The 20590-nt window shown below is 61.0% G+C and carries 18 protein-coding genes, 1 pseudogene and 2 riboswitches; of the genes and pseudogenes, 9 read left to right on the forward strand and 10 right to left on the reverse strand.

All coding sequences use genetic code 11. The annotated features are described in order from the left end of the window. Positions 1–12 precede the first annotated feature (12 nt). Positions 13–1170, reverse strand: a complete 1158-nt coding sequence (locus VDP81_RS04970) for a DUF4351 domain-containing protein (RefSeq protein ID WP_323011706.1) — start codon at positions 1168–1170, stop codon at positions 13–15. A gap of 264 nt (positions 1171–1434) precedes the next feature. Continuing rightward, the gene (locus VDP81_RS04975; protein ID WP_323011707.1) at positions 1435–2550 is read right to left on the reverse strand and encodes a porin; all 1116 of its coding nucleotides are present in this window, start codon (positions 2548–2550) and stop codon (positions 1435–1437) included. A 314-nt stretch (positions 2551–2864) separates the two neighbouring features. On the opposite strand from VDP81_RS04975, the gene tsaE reads away from it, so the two are divergent. Next, positions 2865–3368 carry a tRNA (adenosine(37)-N6)-threonylcarbamoyltransferase complex ATPase subunit type 1 TsaE gene (gene tsaE / locus VDP81_RS04980; protein ID WP_323011708.1) on the forward strand — a complete coding sequence of 168 codons (504 nt, stop codon included), beginning with the start codon at positions 2865–2867 and terminating at the stop codon, positions 3366–3368. Next, a complete protein-coding gene (locus tag VDP81_RS04985; protein ID WP_323011709.1) occupies positions 3338–4693 on the forward strand; it encodes an N-acetylmuramoyl-L-alanine amidase in 1356 nt (451 codons plus the stop codon). Before tsaE ends, VDP81_RS04985 begins: the two co-directional genes overlap by 31 nt. Before the next feature lie 17 nt (positions 4694–4710). Here the strand turns inward: VDP81_RS04985 and VDP81_RS04990 are convergent, their stop codons facing one another. Then, complete coding sequence (locus VDP81_RS04990; RefSeq protein WP_323011710.1) at positions 4711–5601, reverse strand: AEC family transporter; 891 nt, start codon at positions 5599–5601, stop codon at positions 4711–4713. A gap of 9 nt (positions 5602–5610) precedes the next feature. Further along, positions 5611–6252, reverse strand: coding sequence for a VTT domain-containing protein (locus tag VDP81_RS04995; RefSeq protein ID WP_323011711.1), 642 nt, complete (start codon positions 6250–6252; stop codon positions 5611–5613). 77 nt (positions 6253–6329) lie between these two features. On the opposite strand from VDP81_RS04995, the gene mutL reads away from it, so the two are divergent. Further along, entirely contained in the window at positions 6330–8174 is a 1845-nt protein-coding gene (gene mutL / locus VDP81_RS05000; RefSeq protein WP_323011712.1) for a DNA mismatch repair endonuclease MutL, read from the forward strand. A 28-nt stretch (positions 8175–8202) separates the two neighbouring features. Further along, on the forward strand, positions 8203–9153 hold the full coding sequence (gene miaA / locus VDP81_RS05005; protein WP_322996743.1) for a tRNA (adenosine(37)-N6)-dimethylallyltransferase MiaA: 951 nt from the start codon (positions 8203–8205) through the stop codon (positions 9151–9153). A gap of 37 nt (positions 9154–9190) precedes the next feature. Here the strand turns inward: miaA and purM are convergent, their stop codons facing one another. Next, the gene (gene purM, locus VDP81_RS05010) at positions 9191–10240 is read right to left on the reverse strand and encodes a phosphoribosylformylglycinamidine cyclo-ligase (RefSeq protein WP_323011713.1); all 1050 of its coding nucleotides are present in this window, start codon (positions 10238–10240) and stop codon (positions 9191–9193) included. A 91-nt stretch (positions 10241–10331) separates the two neighbouring features. Here purM and hda point away from each other — a divergent pair, with 91 nt between their 5' ends. From hda to VDP81_RS05035, 5 genes and pseudogenes are all read left to right on the forward strand, one after another. Continuing rightward, entirely contained in the window at positions 10332–11015 is a 684-nt protein-coding gene (hda, locus tag VDP81_RS05015) for a DnaA regulatory inactivator Hda (RefSeq protein ID WP_322996741.1), read from the forward strand. 75 nt (positions 11016–11090) lie between these two features. After that, a complete protein-coding gene (locus VDP81_RS05020; RefSeq protein ID WP_323011714.1) occupies positions 11091–11795 on the forward strand; it encodes an HAD family hydrolase in 705 nt (234 codons plus the stop codon). A gap of 10 nt (positions 11796–11805) precedes the next feature. After that, entirely contained in the window at positions 11806–13197 is a 1392-nt protein-coding gene (pcnB, locus tag VDP81_RS05025; RefSeq protein ID WP_323011715.1) for a polynucleotide adenylyltransferase PcnB, read from the forward strand. Positions 13198–13249: 52 nt separating this feature from the next. Beyond that, a pseudogene (gene folK, locus VDP81_RS05030) lies at positions 13250–13744 on the forward strand (2-amino-4-hydroxy-6-hydroxymethyldihydropteridine diphosphokinase); the annotation flags it as partial. Next, entirely contained in the window at positions 13733–14227 is a 495-nt protein-coding gene (locus VDP81_RS05035; RefSeq protein WP_322996936.1) for a dihydrofolate reductase, read from the forward strand. The pseudogene folK and the gene VDP81_RS05035, both read left to right, overlap by 12 nt. A gap of 75 nt (positions 14228–14302) precedes the next feature. Here the strand turns inward: VDP81_RS05035 and VDP81_RS05040 are convergent, their stop codons facing one another. The 5 genes from VDP81_RS05040 to VDP81_RS05060 form a co-directional block, all read right to left on the reverse strand. Then, positions 14303–14515, reverse strand: coding sequence for a 4-oxalocrotonate tautomerase family protein (locus VDP81_RS05040; protein WP_322996738.1), 213 nt, complete (start codon positions 14513–14515; stop codon positions 14303–14305). 116 nt (positions 14516–14631) lie between these two features. Further along, a complete protein-coding gene (gene gcvP / locus VDP81_RS05045) occupies positions 14632–17520 on the reverse strand; it encodes an aminomethyl-transferring glycine dehydrogenase (RefSeq protein WP_323011716.1) in 2889 nt (962 codons plus the stop codon). An 11-nt stretch (positions 17521–17531) separates the two neighbouring features. Then, a complete protein-coding gene (gcvH, locus tag VDP81_RS05050; RefSeq protein WP_322996736.1) occupies positions 17532–17903 on the reverse strand; it encodes a glycine cleavage system protein GcvH in 372 nt (123 codons plus the stop codon). Between the two features lie 88 nt (positions 17904–17991). Continuing rightward, a complete protein-coding gene (gcvT, locus tag VDP81_RS05055) occupies positions 17992–19077 on the reverse strand; it encodes a glycine cleavage system aminomethyltransferase GcvT (protein WP_323011717.1) in 1086 nt (361 codons plus the stop codon). 41 nt (positions 19078–19118) lie between these two features. Next, positions 19119–19221: riboswitch (glycine riboswitch) on the reverse strand. A gap of 12 nt (positions 19222–19233) precedes the next feature. Then, positions 19234–19328, reverse strand: a riboswitch (glycine riboswitch). 46 nt (positions 19329–19374) lie between these two features. Next, positions 19375–20559 (reverse strand): CoA transferase, encoded by a 1185-nt coding sequence (locus VDP81_RS05060; protein ID WP_323011718.1) that lies wholly within the window; start codon positions 20557–20559, stop codon positions 19375–19377. Positions 20560–20590: the final 31 nt, after the last annotated feature.

Here is a 20590-nt window from a genome sequence, read left to right on the forward strand (position 1 = left end):
AAGAAATGGAGATCAAGGGCGAAATACATCGCCCAGAACTTTGGCATCCACAAAATTGATCGACCAGACTTCCAATTGTGGTGCCTTGGCATGGCGAACACGCTCGGCCATTTCTGCCGAGATCGGACCGAAGCGGTGTTGGAGCATGCTTAGCAATTGCTTTGCCTGACCTTGTTCTATGCCTTGTTCTATGCCTTGTTCTATGCCTTTTTCCAGGCCTTTTTTCATGCCTCTTTCTATGGCGAATTCTTCCATAATGGTTAGTCGCATCACGTTGGGCTCCTGTCGCAGGGTATTCAGTGCCTGCATATAAACGGGTTTCAATACCGTGGGCAAGGTCAGCATCCATTCCACCAAGCTTAAAATCTGGCGAGTTTCCTGAGGACTATAACCGTAGCTCAATAATTGCTGGACCATGTGTTTCAACGGTCCCAGCCGGGTGCTCTTTGTGGGATGGCGGCTGGCCAATAACTGGGCCATCAGCACCACGGCAAACGGGTTGCTTGGAGCTTGAGTCTGCAGCATCGCCCAGCGGCCCCACCACCTGTCCAATTCTACGACAGGAAAGGTGAACCAGATACCTTGGCCCAGGAATTCATTGGCATGCACCAGATACACCAAATCAGACTCATCCACCTCAGCGCCAACACGCCCTTGAATGAGAATACCCAAGCTATAAATCAATGGTGAAGCTGGGCTGCCCGCCAATTGCCTGCCATGCAGCTGCAAGGGCAGACGGTAATCCACCATGCGCTGGCTGAATGCCTGCACACCCCTGGGGCCACGCAGGCGGCCCTGGACTTCGATATGAATCAGCAGCCAGATGCAATCACCGTTCAGCAAACGCACACTGGCCAATTTATCCACATATTTGCGACCCTTCACCCCAGGCGGACCAATGGATTGCAGCTCCTTGTCCAGGAATTGCGGTGCGACCGACCAGTCGATGGCGGCATGCAAACTGGGAACCAACAAAGCCAGCGCCTGAGGCAAATAGCATTCCAATGCCACCTTCCAAGGGCTGTCGTAGTCATCCGCTGGACTATGGATCGCTGCAGGATCGACATGCAAGCCCGCAACCGCGTCAGCAGAAAAGGCAGCCCCGCATCGGCTATCGTCATCCGGGATGGTGTTGGCGTGAGAGGGCTTGTGATGATTTGTGCCGGACATAGCGCACCTCTAAAAATAGGCATGCCCGGATTGTGGACGACACAGCAAGCGCGAACCAGATCGGAAAAATACGAACGGACAAAAATGGCAACCCACCGTCAGGGAAGTTTCCCTAGCGATTGAAAAAAGTCGACAAAGCCGGATGGACCAGCCAACAAAAAGCCACCCCGAGAGGTGGCTTTTTGTTGGGGACCAAAGTCCCCGTGTTCATGACAGCCTGCCGAGGCGAGCCGCATCGCTGCGTGGACAAGCCACGCGAGGCGATTAGAACTTGTGGTTCAGGCCGACACCGGCTTCCGTACCCTTCAGGTCGCGGACGTAGCCAATGTTCTTGCCGTACGTAGCGTAGGTGTAGACACCGGTGCGCTTGGACAGCGGGTAGAAGTAGTTGATCTGATAGGTGCTGAGGTTACCAGCATCATCGCCCCACTTATCGCCATCATCCAGGTTGCTGGTGGAGTAGTTCACGCCAGCGTACAGCTTACCAGCACCCACCGGGGCGCTCAGGCCAATGTGGTAGTTGTTGGTCTTCAGGTCGTTGTAGGCGCTCAGATTAGCAGCATTGCCGAGGGCATTGACGAAATTGCCGCCATTGCCGCCCCAGCCCAATTTGCCGTTACGGTCCTGACCGAAGGCCAGGGACAGTTTTACGACTTCAAAGTCGTAAGCACCGTTGATGTGCCAGCTGGTGATGCTGTCTTCAACGTTGGTGGTGCCTTGACGATCATAGCTGGCAGCGCCGCTGATCGGGCCGTTGGCGTAGGTAGCAGCCACGGACACGCGCGAATTGCGCTCGGAGCCACCATAGGACTCGCCGTCGATACGGTCGATGCGATCGCTGCCGCTAGAGCCGTACAGAGCGATGAACTTGAAGCCGGACAGATCAGGCGTCACGTACTTGAAGGAGTTGTCAATGCGGTTGCCGTAGCCCACGCCACCGAAGACCTTGTCCATATCGCCCAGGGACCAGCCGTTGACGTTCATGTCACCAGCCATCACGCCAGCGGAGTACTGACGACCCATGCTGAAGGTACCCCAGTTGTCGCTGGACAGACCAACGAACGACTGACGATGGAATTGCTTGCCGGAGCTAGGAGCGCCGGTACCCAGATCGAAGCCTTGCTCCAGTTGGAAGATGGCGCGCAGGCCGTCGCCCAGATCTTCGGATCCCTTCAGGCCCCAACGGTTACCGTTGACGATGCCGCTGACCAGACCCGAGGACTTCGAGGTGGCTTGGAAGCCATCACGATCATATTTGTAATTCGAGTAGCCGTAGCCGGTATCCACGATACCGTACAGCGTCACGGACGTTTCTGCTTGAGCAACGCCAGCGGTAGCAAAACCGGCCAGCAGAGCAGCAGCGAGCAGAGTCTTTTTCATGTAAGAAATCTCCGTAGATTTGTGAGAATCAGAGCAGGCCAACATCATCCTGTGCTGCTGCTCTTTCTAACTCCGCAAAGGGAAGTTGTTGGTATTGCATCAAAAAACCGGGCCTTATGCCATGCTGGGCGTTCGAAACCACTCAGTTTCCCCGAAAGACGTTGCAGAACCACAACAACTCGTGGGTTTCACCCAGGGGGCTGGTGATATGGACAAGGCACCACATCCGAGTCCCGGCGGGTCGTCCGGCGACCCCCACACCAAGCCTCAAACAGCAGCATACAATGCTTCCACAGATAAGATGGCCCCCCTTCATGATGCGACTGAATACCCCCTTGGTTTGGGATTTACCGGACGAGCAAGCCACCGACACCCTGGCCCGCCAACTGGCAGCGCTGGTCTGCGGCCAGTCACCCCAGTCTTTGGCTGCCGGGGGCCGCATTCACCTGCGCGGCGAGCTTGGTGCAGGCAAAACCAGCTTGGCGCGGGCGTTCTTGCGAGCGGCTGGGGTGACCGGCCGCATCAAAAGCCCTAGCTATGCGCTGCTTGAAAGCTATAATGTCTCTAGCTTGTATTTCTATCATTTTGATTTCTATAGATTTAGCGATGCGCACGAGTGGCGCGATGCGGGGTTCGACGAGCTGCTGGCCGACCAGGCAGTCATTCTGATTGAATGGCCTGAACAAGCCGGCACCCGCCTGCCACCACCCGACCTGGATATTCTGCTGGAATATGCCGACAACGGTCGACGCGCCTGGCTACGCGCCTGCAGCGAAAAAGGACAGCTATGGCTACAGCACCTGACCCCATCGCCCTGATGAATGCTCCCGCCCCTTTGCGGCGTAAATTTCTCGTCGGCAGCAGCGCATTGCTGCTATTGCCCGTCATTCCGCGCCTGGCGCACGCTGCCACCATTCTGGCCGTGCGTACCTGGCCTGCCGACGAGTACACCCGCGTGACCCTGGAAATGGATCACGACCTGAAAGCCGAGCATTTCACCCTGGATGGCCCGGACCGCTTGGTGGTCGATATCCAGGGCCTGCGCCTGAGCCCCGCCATCGACCGCCTGGTCTCGCAGATCAAGCCCAACGATCCCTACATCAGCGCAGTGCGCGTGGGTCAGAACACGCCCAACGTCGTACGACTGGTGTTCGACCTGAAACAAGACGTCGCGCCCCAGGTGTTCACCCTGAAACCCATTGGTGAATACAAATACCGGCTGGTGCTGGATCTGTATCCGAAAATCGCACAAGATCCGCTGATGGCCCTGCTGAAGGATGCGGATAACGATCCTCTGGCGGGGATTCTCGAAAACCTGGCCCAGAACAGCCCCACCGAAGCCCCGATCCCGTCCGTAGAGGGGCAGAAGCTGCCCCCGCCGCCCAGCCCACCACCAGTGGCGGTCGCGCCAAAGCCCACGCCACCTGGTTCGCGCAACGACCGGCCCATCCTGATCGCGCTGGACCCCGGCCACGGTGGCGAAGATCCTGGCGCAATCGGCAAACGCGGCACCCGCGAAAAAGATATTGTGCTGCAAATCGCCCAGCGCCTGAAGAAAATGATCGACGCGCAACCCAATATGCGTGCGTACCTGACCCGTGATCGCGATTATTTCGTGCCGCTGAACGTACGGGTGCAAAAGGCGCGGCGGGTGCAGGCAGATCTGTTCATCTCCATCCACGCGGATGCCTGGATAAAGCCCTCGGCTCGGGGATCGTCAGTCTGGGCGCTGTCCCAGAACGGCGCCACCAGTTCGGCTGCCCGCTGGCTGGCCAAAAAAGAAAACGATGCCGACTTGATCGGCGGGGTGAATCTGGGATCGCACAATCGGCAGGTGGCGCAGGTGCTGCTGGATCTATCCACAGGCGCACAAATCAACGATTCAATTCGGGTGGGGTCGCAGGTCTTGCAGGAAATCGGCAAGATCAACCGCTTGCATAAAAGCCACATCGAACGCGCCGGTTTTGCTGTCTTGAAAGCGCCGGATATCCCATCCATCCTGATCGAGACAGCCTTTATCAGCAACCCCGAAGAAGAATCTCTGCTGCGCACCCCGGCACATCAACAGAAAATCGCCTCGGCGGTATTCAGCGGTGTGCGGGATTACTTTGCAGCCAACCCCGCATTGGCCCGGCGGGCCTGATTCAATTCAGGACAGGTCTAAACCAGCCCCAGCCAAATCGGCAGGGTGACGGTCGACAGCAGAGTTCCCAGCGACATCGTCACCGCGACCAATCGCCCATCCCCGCCCATGCGGGCGGCCAGCACATGCGCCGCCGACGAAGTAGGCACCGCTGAAAACAGCAGCAACACGGCGGATTCACGCGCCGGCAACTGCATCATCCACGCCAAGGCCAGGGTCCACAGGGGCAATAACAGCAGTTTTGCGCTGGTCATCCAGGCGATCAGCGGCGCGTGCTGGCGGCCACCCTGCAACGAGAGCGCCGCGCCCACGCACAATAAGCCCAGGGCAATTGCACAGGCGCCCAGGCCCTCTAAAGCCCGGCCCAGCACCTGCGGCACCGGGATCTGGAAAAAATTGCACGCCAGGGCAGCCAGGGTGGACAGGATAAAGGGATTGACGGCAAGCTGCCGTAGCGTCCGGCCACCATGGCGGCTGGCCAGCGCATGCACGGCCCCGACATTGCTGATGGGCACGGCAAACCCCAGAATCACCGCCATGGTGGCCTGGGCATCGGCCCAGCCCAAGCCGGTGGCCAGCGACAAGGCCAGATAGCTGTTGAAGCGAAACGCGCACTGGGCCGTGGCCGCGTGCGCCCCAGCATCCGGGCGCACCAGCAAGCGCCCCAACCAGGCCATGGCAATACCCCCCAACATCACCCCCAGGGTCGCGGCCAGCAGCACGGTGGCGCTGCCCAACGCAATGGGTGCGCGGGTGATCGAATGAAACAGCAAGGCCGGAAACAACACAAAATAGACCAGCTTTTCGGCCTGGGTGAAAAAATGCCGGTCGAAACCAAAGCGATGCAGTAACAGCCAGCCCAGGGCGATCAGCAGGAAATCCGGCAGGATCAGCAGGATGACGGACATACGACAGAATCAGGCGGTATCCGGGTGGCGGCGCAGCATTTTCCAGAGCACCCCCAACACGGCAGGTATGACCGCCGCCCCAATACCGATCAGCACAATGGTGTTCAGGTGTTCCTTAACTATCGGCACATTGCCGAAAAAATACCCCAGCGTCACCAGGCCAGCAATCCAGGCCACCGCCCCGATGACGTTGTATAGCTGAAACATGGCAATTCGCATGCCCGCCACCCCTGCCACAAAAGGCGCAAAGGTACGAAACAAGGGTAGAAAGCGAGACAGCACGATGGTCTTGCCGCCGTGCTTCTCGTAAAAAACATGGGTTTTCAGCAGGGCCTTGCGGTCCAGAAAGCGGTAGTCATGAGAAAAGACCTTGGGGCCGATGTAGCGGCCCACGGCATAATTGACGGTATTGCCCAAAATCGCCGCCACGATCAGGATGCCAGCCAGCAAGACCGGGTCCAGCAGTCCATTTGCGCCAAAGGCCCCGGCAATGAACAGCAAAGAATCCCCCGGCAAAAAAGGCAATACGATCAGGCCAGTCTCGCCAAAGATGATCAGGGCCAGAATCAGATAGATCCAGGCGCCATACTGGGCCACCCAGACCCCCAGAGACTGGTCGATATTAAGCAGCAAATGAAAAAATTCGGCCATGACCGTTTGAAGCCCCATGCATGGTGTTGATGGACGTGTAAAACTTTCTTGGTGAAGCCTATCACTATAATCGTTTTATGACGCGTCCCATCTCTGCCCTGCCCGACACTCTGATCAGCCAAATCGCCGCTGGCGAGGTCATCGAGCGCCCCGCATCCGTCCTGAAGGAACTGCTGGAAAATGCCCTGGACGCAGGCAGCCGGGCGATAGAGATCCGCCTGGACGGCGGGGGCATCCGGCGCATTCTGGTGGCCGATGATGGCCACGGCATCCCACCGGATCAACTCAGCCTGGCCTTGCAGCGTCACGCCACCAGCAAGATAACGACCCTGGCTGAACTCGAATCCGTGGCCACCATGGGATTTCGCGGCGAGGCGCTGGCCTCGATCGCCTCAGTGGCGCAGTTGACCTTGGTTTCCCGCACCGCAGACACCGATCAGGCCTGGCAACTCGGCCCGGACCAGGCTGACCCCAGCCCGGCAGCGGGGCCGGTAGGCACCCGGATCGATGTCCGGCAACTGTTCGACCATATCCCCGCGCGACGTAAATTCCTGCGCTCCGAGGCCACGGAATACAGCCACTGCCTGCAGGCCATCGAGCGCATCGCACTGGCCCACCCGGAAATCGCACTGCGGGTATTCCATAACGACAAGCCGCAGCGCAACTGGCCGGTCAGCGATATTTTGGGGCGCATCCACGATGTCCTGGGGGCTGAATTCCAGGCACAAAGCCTGCCAGTCACGACCGATCAGGGCCTGATCACGCTGGAAGGCTGCATCACGCGACCGACGTTTGCCCGCCCCCGGGCAGACCGCCAATACCTGTATGTCAATGGCCGTTATGTGCGCGACCGCACGGTGTCACACGCCATCCGCCAGGCCTATGCCGACGTGCTGCACGGAGACCGCCAGCCTGCCTACGTGCTGTTTCTCAGCCTCGACCCGACCGGCGTGGACGTGAATGTGCATCCGGCCAAGAGCGAGGTTCGATTCCGCGACAGCGGGGCCATCCACCGCTACGTCAGCCAGACCTTGGGCCAGGCCCTGGCCCAGCGCGGTGGTGCGGCAGGCGAGGCGGCAGACACCCCGCCCGACCCGTCTAGCGCAGAACCCCGCCCGCCCATCAACCTGGCCCTGCAACCGGGCACGCTGCCGCCCAGCCACCGCCCCCCTGCATATCCGCAGCGGGTGCCTGTACAGCAACGGTTCTCGCTGCATGATGCCCAAGCGGGCCAAGACTGGAAAAAACTATATCAGCCACTGGCGACGAACCGGGATCTCAGCCCTGTGCATCCCGCAGGCTCGACCATCGGCCCAGACAAAGCCCCCGCCACCGACGAGTTGCCCCTGGGCCTGGCCCTGGGCCAACTGCACGGCATTTATATCCTGGCGCAAAACAGCCGTGGCCTGGTGCTGGTGGACATGCATGCCGCCCACGAACGCGTGGTCTACGAACGGCTGAAAACCACCCTGGATACGGCTGCGCTGCCCACCCAGGATTTGTTGGTACCCGTTGTCTTTACCGCGACCGAAACCCAGGTGACTACCGCCCAGGAACATCAAGACACCCTGGATAGCCTGGGCCTGCGCATCCACGCCACCGGCCCCGCATCCTTGGCTGTGCGCGCCGTCCCCGCCCTATTGGCCCAGGGTGACATCGAAGCCCTGGCCCGTGGCGTGCTGGCTGATATTGAGCGCTTTGGCGAATCAGCCCGCCTGACCCAGCAACGCAACGAACTCTTGTCCACCATGGCCTGTCACGGTGCCATTCGCGCCAATCGCCGCCTGACACTGGATGAAATGAATGCCCTGCTGCGTCAAATGGAACGCACCGAACGCGCCGACCAATGCAATCATGGCCGCCCCACCTGGTTCCAGTGGAGCCTGTCCGACCTGGATAAGCTGTTCATGCGAGGACAATAAGTCCAACACCACCCAGAGTATTGCCATCGTGACTCCCTCCCCCTCTCTGCTCTGCCTGGCTGGCCCGACGGCCTCGGGCAAATCGGCTGCTTCCATCGCGCTGGCGCAGCGCTGGCCGATCGAGTTGATCATCATGGACTCGGCCACCATCTATCGCAGCATGGATATCGGCACGGCCAAGCCCAGCCCCCAAGAGCAAGCCCTGGTGGCACATCACCTGCTGGATATCCGTGATCCAGCGCAATCGTATTCGGCGGCGGACTTTGCCCATGAGGCCGCCGCCCTGGTGCAGGCTATCCATGCGCGCGGCAACATCCCGGTGCTGTGCGGCGGCACCATGCTGTACTACAAGGCACTGCGCGAAGGCCTGAACGATCTGCCCGAGGCCGACCCTAGTATCCGCCAGGCCCTGGATGCCGAGGCACAGGCGCGCGGCTGGCCTGCCTTGCACGCTGAACTGGCCCAGGTTGATCCGGTCACTGCCGCCCGCCTGGCCCCCAACGACAGCCAGCGCCTGCAGCGCGCCCTGGAAATCTGGCGCAGCAGCGGACGCCCCATGAGCGACTGGCTGGCCCAGCCTCTCCAGCCCGTGCTGCCCGGTTGGCGTTTTCTAACGATCAGCCTGGAACCCTCCGATCGTGCCGTGTTGCATGCGCGGATTGCCCAGCGTTACCGAGTCATGCTGGACATGGGGCTGTTGGATGAAGTGCGTGCCCTGCACGCCCGGCCAGACCTGCATCCTGGCCTGCCATCCGTGCGCTGCGTCGGGTATCGCCAACTATGGGATCACCTGGACGGGCACGTACCCCTGGACACCGCCATCGAGCAGGCCATTGCCGCCACCCGCCAATTGGCCAAGCGCCAGATCACTTGGCTGCGCAGCCTGCCCCAGCGTCATATCGTGGATTGCCTGTCGGACCAGGCAGTGCCGGAAATAATCCGGCACTGCGAGCAGACATGGGATGCCGCACCATCATGACCCCCTGTCCGAGCAAAAACGAGATTGGTAAAACCGATCAATTCACGATGGTCTGGGGGCCATCGGGTTGTTGGGCTTCCACCTGGCCCAGGGTATAGACCGTTTCGCCGTGGGACTGCAGCGTAGCGGTAATGGCGGCTACCTGGGCGCTGTCCACCACCAGTACCATGCCGATGCCGCAGTTGAATACACGGGCCATTTCGTGGTCGGACACCCCGCCCTGGGCCTGTAACCACTGAAACAGAGTGGGCCACTGCCAGGCGTCGCGATGCACGTGGGCGCACAGACCAGCGCGCAAAATGCGGGGGATGTTTTCCAGCAAGCCCCCACCGGTAATATGCGCCAGACCCTTAATCGTCCGGCGATGGGCAGCCAAAGCAGCCAGCACGGATTTCACATAAATCCGGGTGGGCTGCATGACCACATCACCCAAGGGGCGCCCACCCATATCCTGATCGGGGTGGGCATTGGCATGCTGCAGGATTTTACGCACCAGCGAATAACCATTGGAATGTGCGCCGCTGGAGGCCAAGCCAAGCAGCGTATCGCCCACCTGGATATCGGATCCGTTAATCAGATCGGATTTCTCGACGGCACCCACGGCAAAGCCGGCCAGATCGTATTCACCATCCGGGTACATGCCCGGCATCTCGGCGGTCTCACCGCCAATCAGGGCGCAGCCGGCCAGTTCGCAGCCGTGGGCAATCCCGCCTACCACCTGGGCGGCCGTATCCACAGAAAGCTTGCCGCAGGCAAAATAATCCAGAAAATAAAGGGGCTCTGCCCCCTGGACCAGAATGTCGTTGACGCTCATGGCGACCAGATCAATACCGACAGTATCGTGGCGCTGCCATTCAAAGGCCAGGCGCAACTTAGTGCCTACGCCATCGGTGCCGGACACCAGCACGGGTTCGCGCAGATGCGGGGGTACCTGGAACAAGGCCCCAAAGCCGCCGATGCCGGCCATGACGCCAGGACGCATCGTACGAGCCGCCAATGGCTTGATGCGGTCGACCAGGGCGTCGCCTGCATCGATATCAACACCCGCATCGCGGTAGGTCAAGGAGGGGGAGGTGCCGTGTGTCATGAGAAAAGCCGCCGAATGTGCAAGAATTGCAGGTTTGGACAATAGTGGCCTGATTTTAACCCGGCCAGCCGGACTGCACGATACGCATGGCATGACACAGCAATTATTACTGGACCTTCTGCCTGGGGCGCTGCCTACCCTGGATGGTTTCGTGGCGGGCGCCAACCAGGCGGCCCTGGATGCAGTGCGTGCGCTGGCTCCTGGGCGCGCACTGTATCTGTGGGGCGGAATCGGTTCGGGACGCAGCCATTTATTGCGCGCCTGCGTGCAGGCCAATGGTGGACACTATCTGGATGCACGCACGCCGGCGCACTGGCTGCAGGGCATGGCCACGGACGAGGACCAGGCCCTGAGCCTGGTCGCCGTAGACGATGTGAATGACCTGAACGATGCAGCCCAAGCAGCCTTGTTTGCCCTCTTCAATCGCTGGCGCGCCACGGCCAGCACGCCGGATGCCTTTGCGCTGCTGACCGCAGGTGATCGCGCGCCACTGACCATGCCGCTGCGCGAGGACCTGCGCACCCGATTGGGCTGGGATCTGGTCTTCAGGGTCGAGCAGCTGTCCGACGAGGAACGCGTCCAGGCGTTGCGTGACCGCGCCCGACAGCGCGGCCTGGTCCTGCCCGACGATGTTCTGGATTGGATACTGATTCACCACGCTCGCGACATGGAAGGCCTGAGCAGCCTGATCGACCGGTTGGACCAATATTCCCTGGCACGCCACCGACCGGTTACCCTGCCCCTGCTGAAAGCGCTGCTTTCCGATCAACACTGACCCCCCTGACGCCAGGATTGACCCAACGCGATGCACGCGTCCCTCGACAGGCTCAGATTTTTATAGATGAAACCGATGAACACGTACTCACACCTGGCCTTATTTGATCTGGACCATACCCTGCTGCCTTTCGACAGCGATTATCAATGGGCGGAATTTCTGGCCCGCACGGGGCGTGCTGGCGACCCCGACTTGGCCCGCCAGCGCAACGACGATTTGATGCGGCGCTACAACGAAGGCACGCTGTCAGCCGAAGAAGCTGCCGACTTCATGCTGGGCCTGCTATGCCTGGGTTCCCCCCTGGAACTCGCTGCCTGGCATCAGGAATACATGCGCGAAGTCGTCGCCCCCGGCCTGCTGCCGACAGCCCAGGCCCTGGTCGCCGAACATCAATCCCGTGGTGGCCTGTGCGCCATCGTGACCGCCACCAACGCCTTTGTCACTGAGCCGATTGCCCAGGCGCTGGGCATTGAGCACCTGATTGCCACGATTCCCCAGCGCGACGCCCAGGGCCGCTATACCGGACGCATCGAAGGCACGCCCAGCTTCCAGGCGGGCAAAGTGCTGCGGGTACGCAACTGGCTGCAGGACCTGGGCCTGCAACTGGAAAGCTTTGCCGAATCCTGGTTTTACAGCGACTCCATGAATGATCTGCCGCTGATGGAGGTCGTGACACATCCGGTCGCGACCAACCCCAGCGACAGCCTGCGAACCCTGGCTGAGGGCCGTGGCTGGCGTATTCTGGACTTGTTTGCGGACATGCAGGATACAAAGTCCTAAAATACGCGACATGCTCAAGCAGACCATCAAAACTTTCGTCTCCCGCCTGTTTGCCACACCGCCCAGTGGCCCAGTGCGCCTGTCCTATGACAAACACGGCATTGACCGCCGCCTGGTGTCGCGTCACGCCATCAAGGTCTGTGAAGTCCTGAACCAACAGGGATTTGACGCTTATATTGTGGGCGGGGCCGTGCGCGACCTGATTGTCGGCCTGCAACCGAAAGACTTCGACGTGGCCACCAACGCCACGCCCAACCAGATCCGGCCGCTGTTTCGCCGGGCACGCATCATCGGCCGACGATTTCAGCTGGTGCACGTGGTGTTTGGTCAGGAAATCATCGAAACGTCCACATTCCGGGCGCCGGCCTCCGGCACCCAGGAAACCGACGAGCACGGGCGCATCCTGCGCGACAACGAATTCGGCACGCACGAAGAAGACGCTGCACGGCGCGACTTCACCATCAACGCCCTGTACTACGACCCCCTCAAGGAAGAAGTCATCGACTTCCACCAAGGGGTGGCCGACCTGAAAAACCGCGTGATACGCATGATCGGCGACCCCGACACCCGCTACCGCGAGGACCCGGTCCGCATGCTGCGTGCCCTGCGGTTTCAGGCCAAACTCAGCGCCCGGATCGACCCGGCCACCGAAGCCCCGATCACCCGGCTAGCCAACCTGATCGAGCACGTCCCTGACTCGCGCCTGTTTGACGAGACGCTGAAGCTGCTGACGTGCGGCCATGCCATGGACTGCCTGCGCGAACTGCGTCGGTCAGGACTGACCAAAAGTCTGATCCCCCTGATCGACCGCATCTTCGCAGAAGACGGTGGCGAGGCCTTTGTCGAAATCGCCCTGTCGCGCACAGACGCCCGGATTCGTGCCGGCAAGCCCATCAGCCCCAGTTTCCTGTTTGCCGCCCTGCTGTGGCGCCTGGTCCAAAAGCGCTGGGTCAAGCTCATGGCCCAGGACGTCCAGCGCAACGAAGCCCTGATCCGCGCCGCAGATTCGGTCATCGAAGAACAAATGCACAATCTTGCCATCCAACGGCGGCACCAGGCGGATATGCGCGAAATCTGGTTGATGCAGGCACGTTTTGAACGCGCTACTGTGCGATCCATTTGGCGCATGATGGAACAACCCCGCTTTCGTGCCTCGGTGGATTTCCTGCAGTTACGCGCCGAATCCCGCGAAGTCGACAGCGTGCTGGCCCAATGGTGGATGGATCTGGCCAATAGCGGCGACGAACGCCGCAGCGAAATGATCGATGCCTGGCAGGCTGGTCATACCGGCGCCCGACGTATCGGCGCAGGCAACCCCAGCCGAAAACGACGGCGGCGGCGCAAATCAAGCAGCGACACAGGTGATCAAGCACCATATCCCGCGTCTGATCAGTCAGACTGAGTCCTGCCCGGCCTCAATCCGCCGGGCTATGTTTTATCCGTAGCGTATTCCCATGAGCCATCCTCACCCCAGTGATCCGGTGCAATCCTATATTGGCCTGGGGGCCAATCTGGGCAATGCACGCGCTACACTCCGCGCTGCTGCCCAGGCACTGGCCGCCACCCCCGGCATCAATGCGGTGCGCCTGTCGCCGTTCTACCGCACCGCTCCGGTGGGCTGTGATGGCCCGGATTATGTCAATGCCGTTGCGGAAATCAGCACCACCCTGGATGCGCTGGCGCTATTGGATATTTTGCAGGGCATCGAATTGGCCCATGGGCGGCAACGCCCCTACCGCAATGCCCCCCGGACACTGGATCTGGACCTGCTGTGCTACGGCAACCAAACCATCCAACTGCCGCAACTGACCGTGCCCCATCCCCGCATGCACGACCGCGCCTTTGTGCTGCGCCCGCTGATGGATCTGGCCCCCTCCCTCAGCCTGCCCGGCCTGGGTAGGGTGGCAGATCTGCTGGCGGCCTGCGCCGGACAGGAAATCCACCGCCTGCCCCCTATCCGCCTGGTGGTAGCCTACACGGACAACCGCATCATTGGTCACGATGGTGGCATGCCCTGGCATCTGCCCGGCGATCTGGCGCACTTCAAACGCAGCACGCTAGGACACCCCATCCTGATGGGCCGCAAAACCTGGCTGTCGCTGGGCCGTCCCCTGCCGGGACGACGCAATCTGGTGCTGACCCGGGACGCTGAATTCAAGGCCACAGGGGCTGAATGCTTCGGGTCGCTGGAGACAGCCTTGGCCACCTGCCCAGAGGCGGAATGCGTCTGTGTGATTGGCGGGGAACAGATCTTCAAGCTGGCCCTGCCCTTGGCCGATGAATTGATTGCCACCGAAATCCACGCCCAAATCAATGGCGACACCTGGTTTCCCCCTCTGCCGGATGGGCAGTGGCAAGAAACCGAGCGCCAGCCGCAGGCCCCCGATGGCGATCTGCAATACGATTTCGTGACCTACCGGCGCGTAATCTGAAACAGATTCCCTCTGGGATCTGATCCCGCACAGTCTGGCCGGAGTGGCCTGTCGGCCCAGATACGGTCAAGCCGGTCAAGTGCCCTGTTTTTCCCGCGCCCGGATAGCGGTGACAGGTTCGCCTGCAATCCCCCAGTTATCGGTATCAACTTCTTCGATGACGACGAACGTGGTTTTGGGGTTCTTCCCCAGCACGTCCACCAATAACTGCGTGGCCCCCTGCATCAAACGGGCTTTCTGTTCGGCAGTCACGCCTTCGCGGGTGATCTTGATATTGACGTACGGCATGGTGAGTCTCCTAGGTATGGTGCAATGCGATTTGCGGTGGCTGGGCCAGCCCTCTGGGCGGTAAGTCTGTAAAAAAGGGAGGTTGCCCCCCCTTTTTTACAATCAGCCTGGCAACATCAGACCACGCTTGCTTCAGTGGCCGACGATGCGTAAGCCTCCATCGGCGGGCAGGCGCAGTTAAGGTTGCGATCCCCCCAGGCATTATCCACCCGAGACACGGGTGGCCAATACTTACGGGCAGCCATGCCAGGCAGCGGATAGGCCGCCTGTTCGCGTGTATAGGGATGCGACCAGTCCTGCGCCAGCAACAGATGCGCCGGATGCGGTGCATTGACCAGGACGTTGTCCTGCAAGGGCTGCTCGCCGCGCTCGACAGCCGCGATTTCCTGGCGGATGGCAACCATGGCATCAATGAAGCGATCCAGCTCTTCGATGCCCTCGGACTCGGTGGGTTCGACCATCAGTGTGCCCGCCACCGGAAAGCTCATGGTGGGCGCATGAAAGCCATAATCCATCAGGCGCTTGGCGATGTCCTCGGCACCAATGCCGCTGGAATCCTTAATGGGGCGGATATCCAGAATGCATTCATGCGCAACCCGGCCATTGGCCCCGGCGTACAAAATCGGATAGTGCGGCGCCAGTCGTGCGACCAGGTAATTGGCGTTGAGAATCGCCACCTGGGTAGCGCGACGCAGGCCAGCCGCCCCCATCATCATGATGTACATGGTGGAAATAGGCAGGATGCTGGCCGAGCCGAATGGTGCCGCCGAGACCGGCCCGGACTGGCCCGCCGGCAGGCGGCCGTCTTCGCCGACCACGCCGGGCAGATAAGGAGCCAGGTGGGCGCGCACCGCCACAGGGCCGACGCCCGGGCCGCCGCCGCCGTGCGGAATGCAGAAGGTCTTGTGCAGGTTCAGGTGCGAGACATCGGAACCAAAGCGACCGGGTCGGGCCACGCCAACCATGGCATTCATGTTGGCGCCATCCAGGTAGACCTGGCCACCGGCTTCATGGATCAAATCGCAGATTTCGGTAACCGTGGTCTCGAATACGCCATGCGTGGACGGATAGGTGATCATCAGCGCGGCCAGATGGTCGCCCACCTCGGCGATCTTGGCACGCAAATCGGCCATGTCGATATTGCCGTTGTCGTCGGACGCCACCACCACCACATCCATACCGGCCAGGTGCGCCGAAGCCGGGTTGGTGCCATGGGCAGAGGCCGGAATCAGGCAGACATTGCGCTGGTGTTCGCCATTGGCCTGGTGATAGCCACGGATGGCCAGCAGACCAGCATATTCACCTTGAGCGCCGGAATTGGGCTGCAGGCTGATGCGGTCGTAGCCGGTGATTTCGCACAGGGCCGAGGACAGGCGGTCGATCATTTCCTGGTAACCCTGGGCCTGACCTGCCGGCGCAAAGGGGTGCATATGCGCGAATTCTGGCCAGGTGACCGGGATCATCTCGGCGGTGGCGTTGAGCTTCATGGTGCATGAGCCCAGCGGAATCATGGTGCGATCCAGGGACAGATCCTTATCGGCCAGGCCGCGCAGGTAGCGCAGCATGTCGGTTTCGGATTTGACCTTGGAGAAAGCCGGATGCGCCATGATGGCGCTCTGGCGACGCAAGGCTGCCGGAATGCCATCAGCCGTGCTGGAGAAGTCAGGCGCCACCCGCTGGGTGCCAAGGCCCGCAGCCAGTACGCCCATCAGGGTTTCGATGTCCGACTGGCCAACGGTTTCGTCCAGCGACAGGGCAACGTGCGTGTCGTCCACGCGGCGCAGATTGATCCCGCCATCCACCGCTGCATCCAGCACCGCCTGGGTGTGGCTGCCGGTATCCAGCTGCAGGGTATCGAACCAAGAACTATTGCACACCGACACCCCCATGGCACGCAAGGCCGTGGCCAGTTGGGTGGTGTGCGTGGCGACCCGCTGCGCAATGCGACGGATGCCATCAGGGCCATGCCAGACGGCATACATGGATGCCATCACGGCCAGCAGCACCTGGGCGGTACAGATATTGGACGTGGCTTTTTCGCGACGGATATGCTGTTCGCGAGTCTGCAGGGCCAGACGCAGGGCAGGCTGGCCCTGCGCGTCCTGGGACACGCCAATCAGACGGCCGGGCAGGTTGCGCTTGTAGGCGTCCTTGCAGGCCATGAACCCGGCGTGCGGGCCGCCATAGCCCATGGGCACACCGAAACGCTGGGCCGAACCCACGGCGATATCGGCACCCCATTCGCCCGGCGGCGCCAAGAGCGCCAGAGACAGGAGATCGGTGGCGACAGCCACCACAGCACCGGCATCATGCGCAGCCTGCGTCAGGGCGCGGTAATCGGCCACACCGCCCAGGCTGTGCGGGTACTGCAGCAACACGCCAAAGCAATCCGGCAATCCGGCAGCCTCGTCACCCACCACAACATCGATGCCGATACCGGCAGCGCGGGTACGAACGACTTCCAGGGTCTGGGGATGGACGTGGATCGAGACAAAAAACTGGCTGGATTTGGCACGCGACACGCGGCGGGCCAGCGTCATGGCCTCGGCGGCGGCAGTGCCCTCGTCCAGCAGGGAAGAGTTGGCAATATCCAAACCGGTCAAATCAGTGACCAGGGTCTGGAAAACCAGCAGGGCTTCCAGACGGCCTTGGGAAATTTCCGGCTGGTAGGGTGTGTAAGCCGTATACCAAGCGGGGTTTTCAAGGATATTGCGCAGAATAACGTGCGGCACATAGGTGCCGTAATACCCCTGGCCGATATAGCTGCGCAACACCTGATTGCGCGACGCGATGGCTTTCAGATCAGCCAGCGCCTCGACTTCGCCCAACGGACCGGGTAGATCCAGGTAAGGAACATCGGACAGGATGTTTTCCGGGACGACTTCCGCGATCAGGGCATCCAGGCTGGATGCGCCGATAGCAGACAGCATGGCCTGCTGGTCGGCGTCGGATGGCCCGATATGGCGGGCAATGAATTCAGAATGCGTGGCGGGGTCGCGCAGCATGGGGTAACTCCTTAGACCTGGGCCTGGTAGGCGGCGGCATCCAGCAGTGCATCGACGTCGGCGGCATTATCGGGGCGGATCTTGAAGATCCACTGATCGTAAGCAGCTTCGTTGACCAGGGCAGGCTGCTCGTCGAGGGCTTCGTTGAAGGCCACGATTTCACCGGCGATCGGCGCATAAATGTCGGACGCGGCCTTGACGGATTCAATCACGGCGGCGGTTTCGCCAGCCTCTAGGTGCGCGCCGACCTGCACGTCGCCGACAAAGACCAAGTCGCCGAGCTGGTCCTGGGCATCATCGGTGATGCCGACCAGAAAACAATCGCCGTCGGCTTTGACCCACTCGTGCGATTCCGTGTATTTGCGGTCATTGGGAATGGACATGGTGTACCCCGTTTATAGTGTTGGTATAAAACAAAAATGATGTGATGACTGGCAGCCCAGCAACGCCAGGCTGCCAGGGTTGAATGATTTAGACCAGCGCCTGGCCGTTGCGCACAAAAGGTGGGCGCACGACCTGGGCAGCCAGCCACTTACCGCGGATCTCGACCTCGATCGGATCGCCCGGCTGGGTACCGGCGGGCACCCGGCCCAAGCCGATGGAAAAACCCAGGGTGGGCGCCATGGAGCCGCTGGTGACTTCGCCTTCGCCATGCGGCGTGCGGATCTTCATGTGGCTGCGCATGATGCCGCGATCCAGAAGTTTCAGCCCGATCAGTTCGCGGGATTTATCGGCGGCCTGCAGGGCGGCGCGGCCGATGAAATCGCGGGACTCGTCTTTAAAAGAAACTGTCCAGGACAGGCCGGATTCCAGTGGATGAACGGATTCGTCCATATCCTGGCCATAGAGATTCATGCCGGCTTCCAGGCGCAGCGTATCACGCGCACCCAGGCCGCAGGGATGGACCCCGGCCGCGACCAAGGCATCCCAGAAGGCCTTCACGACGGTGGCCGGCAGCACGATCTCGAAACCGTCCTCGCCGGTATAACCCGTGCGGGCCACCAGAACGTTTTCGTCGACCATGGTGCCGGTAAAGGGTTTCAGGTCTTGGGTGGGGGCCTGCCATTCAGGGTGCACAGACCAGACGATTTCGCGGGCCTTGGGGCCCTGAACAGCCACCATGGCCAGGTCGCGGCGCGGCGTGATAGTGACGCCGCCAAAGGCCTCGGCCTGCTGCTGCATCCATACCAGGTCTTTCTCGGCCGTACCGGCGTTGACGACCACGCGCCAGAAATCGGAGGCAAAGAAATAAACAATCAGATCGTCGATCACGCCGCCTTCGGGACGCAGCATGCAGGAATACAGTGCCTTGCCCGGCACGCCGGCAATTTTGGCGACGTCGTTGGCCAATAAATGACGCAAAAAATCAGGGGCCGACGCGCCTCGCACATCGACATTCAACATGTGCGAAACATCGAACACGCCTGCGGACTGTCGCACCGCGTGGTGTTCTTCAAGCTGCGAGCCATAGGCCAGGGGCATGTCCCAGCCGCCGAAATCGACGATTTTTGCGCCCAGGGCGACGTGAGTATCAAAAAGAGGTGTCTGTGCAGACATAGGAAGAGGCTCCATAGGCAAAGGGACGGCAAGCAATACCGCAGCGCCCTTCTGTCCTTTTGCCTGAGAGTTGCCCCATCAAGAGGGGTTTCACCTTCGGCGCCCACCCCAGCAAATGGGGGGAGTCTCTCCAGAATGCTGCGATGCACTGACGGCATCATGGGGATGGTACGGGGTGCCTGAGCGATTCTGGGCGAATTGCGCCTTCGGCGGCTGCCATAAACCGGGCAGCGCTCTCCCACCCACATCGGGTGACAGCAAAGGCAAAATATACCCCGAAACAGGGATGTTTAACAATCAGATGTAGCCTTTCTGACGCCAACGTGCCTTTGTATCAGCATCCACCCCCAGTTGTTCCAGGATGGCGTCCGTGTGCTGGCCCAATGTGGGCGCGGGCGCATCGATGCCCCCCGGCGTGGCGGAAAGCTTGGGCACAATGCCGGGCACCTGGCAGGGCGTGCCATCCGGCAAAGGCTGATCCAGAATCATGTCACGCGCTCGGTAGTGCGGATCAGCGGCAATATCGGCGATATCGTAAATGCGCCCGGCGGGGATGCGGGCGTCATTCAAGATCGCCAGGACCTCGTCCTGGCAACGACCCGCCGCCCAATCACCAATCGCAGCATCGATGCGGGCCACATCAGCCACCCGTCCGGCATTGTGGGCCAAGGCAGGATCATTGCTGAGGTCTTCGCGGCCAATGGCCTGCATCAGGCGCTGAAAAATACTGTCGCCATTGCCCGCAATCAGCACATAGCCGTCCTGACAGGCATAGGCATTGCTGGGGGCGATGCCGGGCAGACTGCTGCCGGCGGGCTGACGCACGGCATCGAATACCGCGTACTCGGGCAGCAGGCTTTCCATCATATTGAAGACAGACTCATACAACGCCACGTCGATCATCTGTCCCGCACCATCCCGATCCCGCACCCGCAGAGCCAGCAGCACGCCAATCACGCCGTGCAGGGCCGACAATGAATCCCCGATGGAGACCCCCACCCGCACCGGTGTGCGGCCAGGTTCACCGCTTAGGTGGCGCAAGCCCCCCATGGCCTCGGCCACGACGCCAAAGCCCGGCCGGTCGCGATAAGGGCCGGTCTGGCCGTAGCCAGAGACACGCAGCATGACCAGGCGGGGATTGATGGCCTGCAGATCATCCCAGCCCAAGCCCCAGGACTCCAGGGTGCCGGGCTTGAAGTTCTCGACCACGACATCGCATTCGGCCACCAGACGGCGCACCAGCGCCTGGATCTCGGGCTGGCGCAGATCCAGCGTCAGGGATTTTTTATTGCGCGACTGCACCTGCCACCAGACCGAGGTGCCTTCATGCAGCAAACGCCAGTTACGCAAGGGGTCGCCCTGGCCTGGGGGTTCGATCTTGATGATGTCGGCGCCGAACTCACCCAGGATTTTCGTGGCGAAAGGGCCTGCAATGAGCTGGCCCATTTCCAGCACCCGAATGCCGGTCAGGGGTTTGGTCATGTCTGTACTCTGGACTGGTGATGATGCTGCT

This window comes from Castellaniella sp. (genome assembly GCF_034675845.1).
Lineage (GTDB): Bacteria > Pseudomonadota > Gammaproteobacteria > Burkholderiales > Burkholderiaceae_B > Castellaniella.

Excerpts from the sequence above, each read along its gene's own strand:
- purM (WP_323011713.1), bottom strand. The coding sequence starts at position 10,240 with ATGACACACGGCACCTCCCCCTCCTTGACCTACCGCGATGCGGGTGTT.
- gcvT (WP_323011717.1), bottom strand. The coding sequence starts at position 19,077 with ATGTCTGCACAGACACCTCTTTTTGATACTCACGTCGCCCTGGGCGCA.
- VDP81_RS04985 (WP_323011709.1), top strand. The coding sequence starts at position 3,338 with ATGGCTACAGCACCTGACCCCATCGCCCTGATGAATGCTCCCGCCCCT.
- VDP81_RS04990 (WP_323011710.1), bottom strand. The coding sequence starts at position 5,601 with ATGTCCGTCATCCTGCTGATCCTGCCGGATTTCCTGCTGATCGCCCTG.
- pcnB (WP_323011715.1), top strand. The coding sequence starts at position 11,806 with ATGCTCAAGCAGACCATCAAAACTTTCGTCTCCCGCCTGTTTGCCACA.
- VDP81_RS05020 (WP_323011714.1), top strand. The coding sequence starts at position 11,091 with ATGAACACGTACTCACACCTGGCCTTATTTGATCTGGACCATACCCTG.
- VDP81_RS04975 (WP_323011707.1), bottom strand. The coding sequence starts at position 2,550 with ATGAAAAAGACTCTGCTCGCTGCTGCTCTGCTGGCCGGTTTTGCTACC.
- mutL (WP_323011712.1), top strand. The coding sequence starts at position 6,330 with ATGACGCGTCCCATCTCTGCCCTGCCCGACACTCTGATCAGCCAAATC.
- gcvH (WP_322996736.1), bottom strand. The coding sequence starts at position 17,903 with ATGTCCATTCCCAATGACCGCAAATACACGGAATCGCACGAGTGGGTC.
- VDP81_RS04970 (WP_323011706.1), bottom strand. The coding sequence starts at position 1,170 with ATGTCCGGCACAAATCATCACAAGCCCTCTCACGCCAACACCATCCCG.
- hda (WP_322996741.1), top strand. The coding sequence starts at position 10,332 with ATGACACAGCAATTATTACTGGACCTTCTGCCTGGGGCGCTGCCTACC.
- VDP81_RS05040 (WP_322996738.1), bottom strand. The coding sequence starts at position 14,515 with ATGCCGTACGTCAATATCAAGATCACCCGCGAAGGCGTGACTGCCGAA.
- tsaE (WP_323011708.1), top strand. The coding sequence starts at position 2,865 with ATGATGCGACTGAATACCCCCTTGGTTTGGGATTTACCGGACGAGCAA.
- gcvP (WP_323011716.1), bottom strand. The coding sequence starts at position 17,520 with ATGCTGCGCGACCCCGCCACGCATTCTGAATTCATTGCCCGCCATATC.
- VDP81_RS05060 (WP_323011718.1), bottom strand. The coding sequence starts at position 20,559 with ATGACCAAACCCCTGACCGGCATTCGGGTGCTGGAAATGGGCCAGCTC.
- VDP81_RS04995 (WP_323011711.1), bottom strand. The coding sequence starts at position 6,252 with ATGGCCGAATTTTTTCATTTGCTGCTTAATATCGACCAGTCTCTGGGG.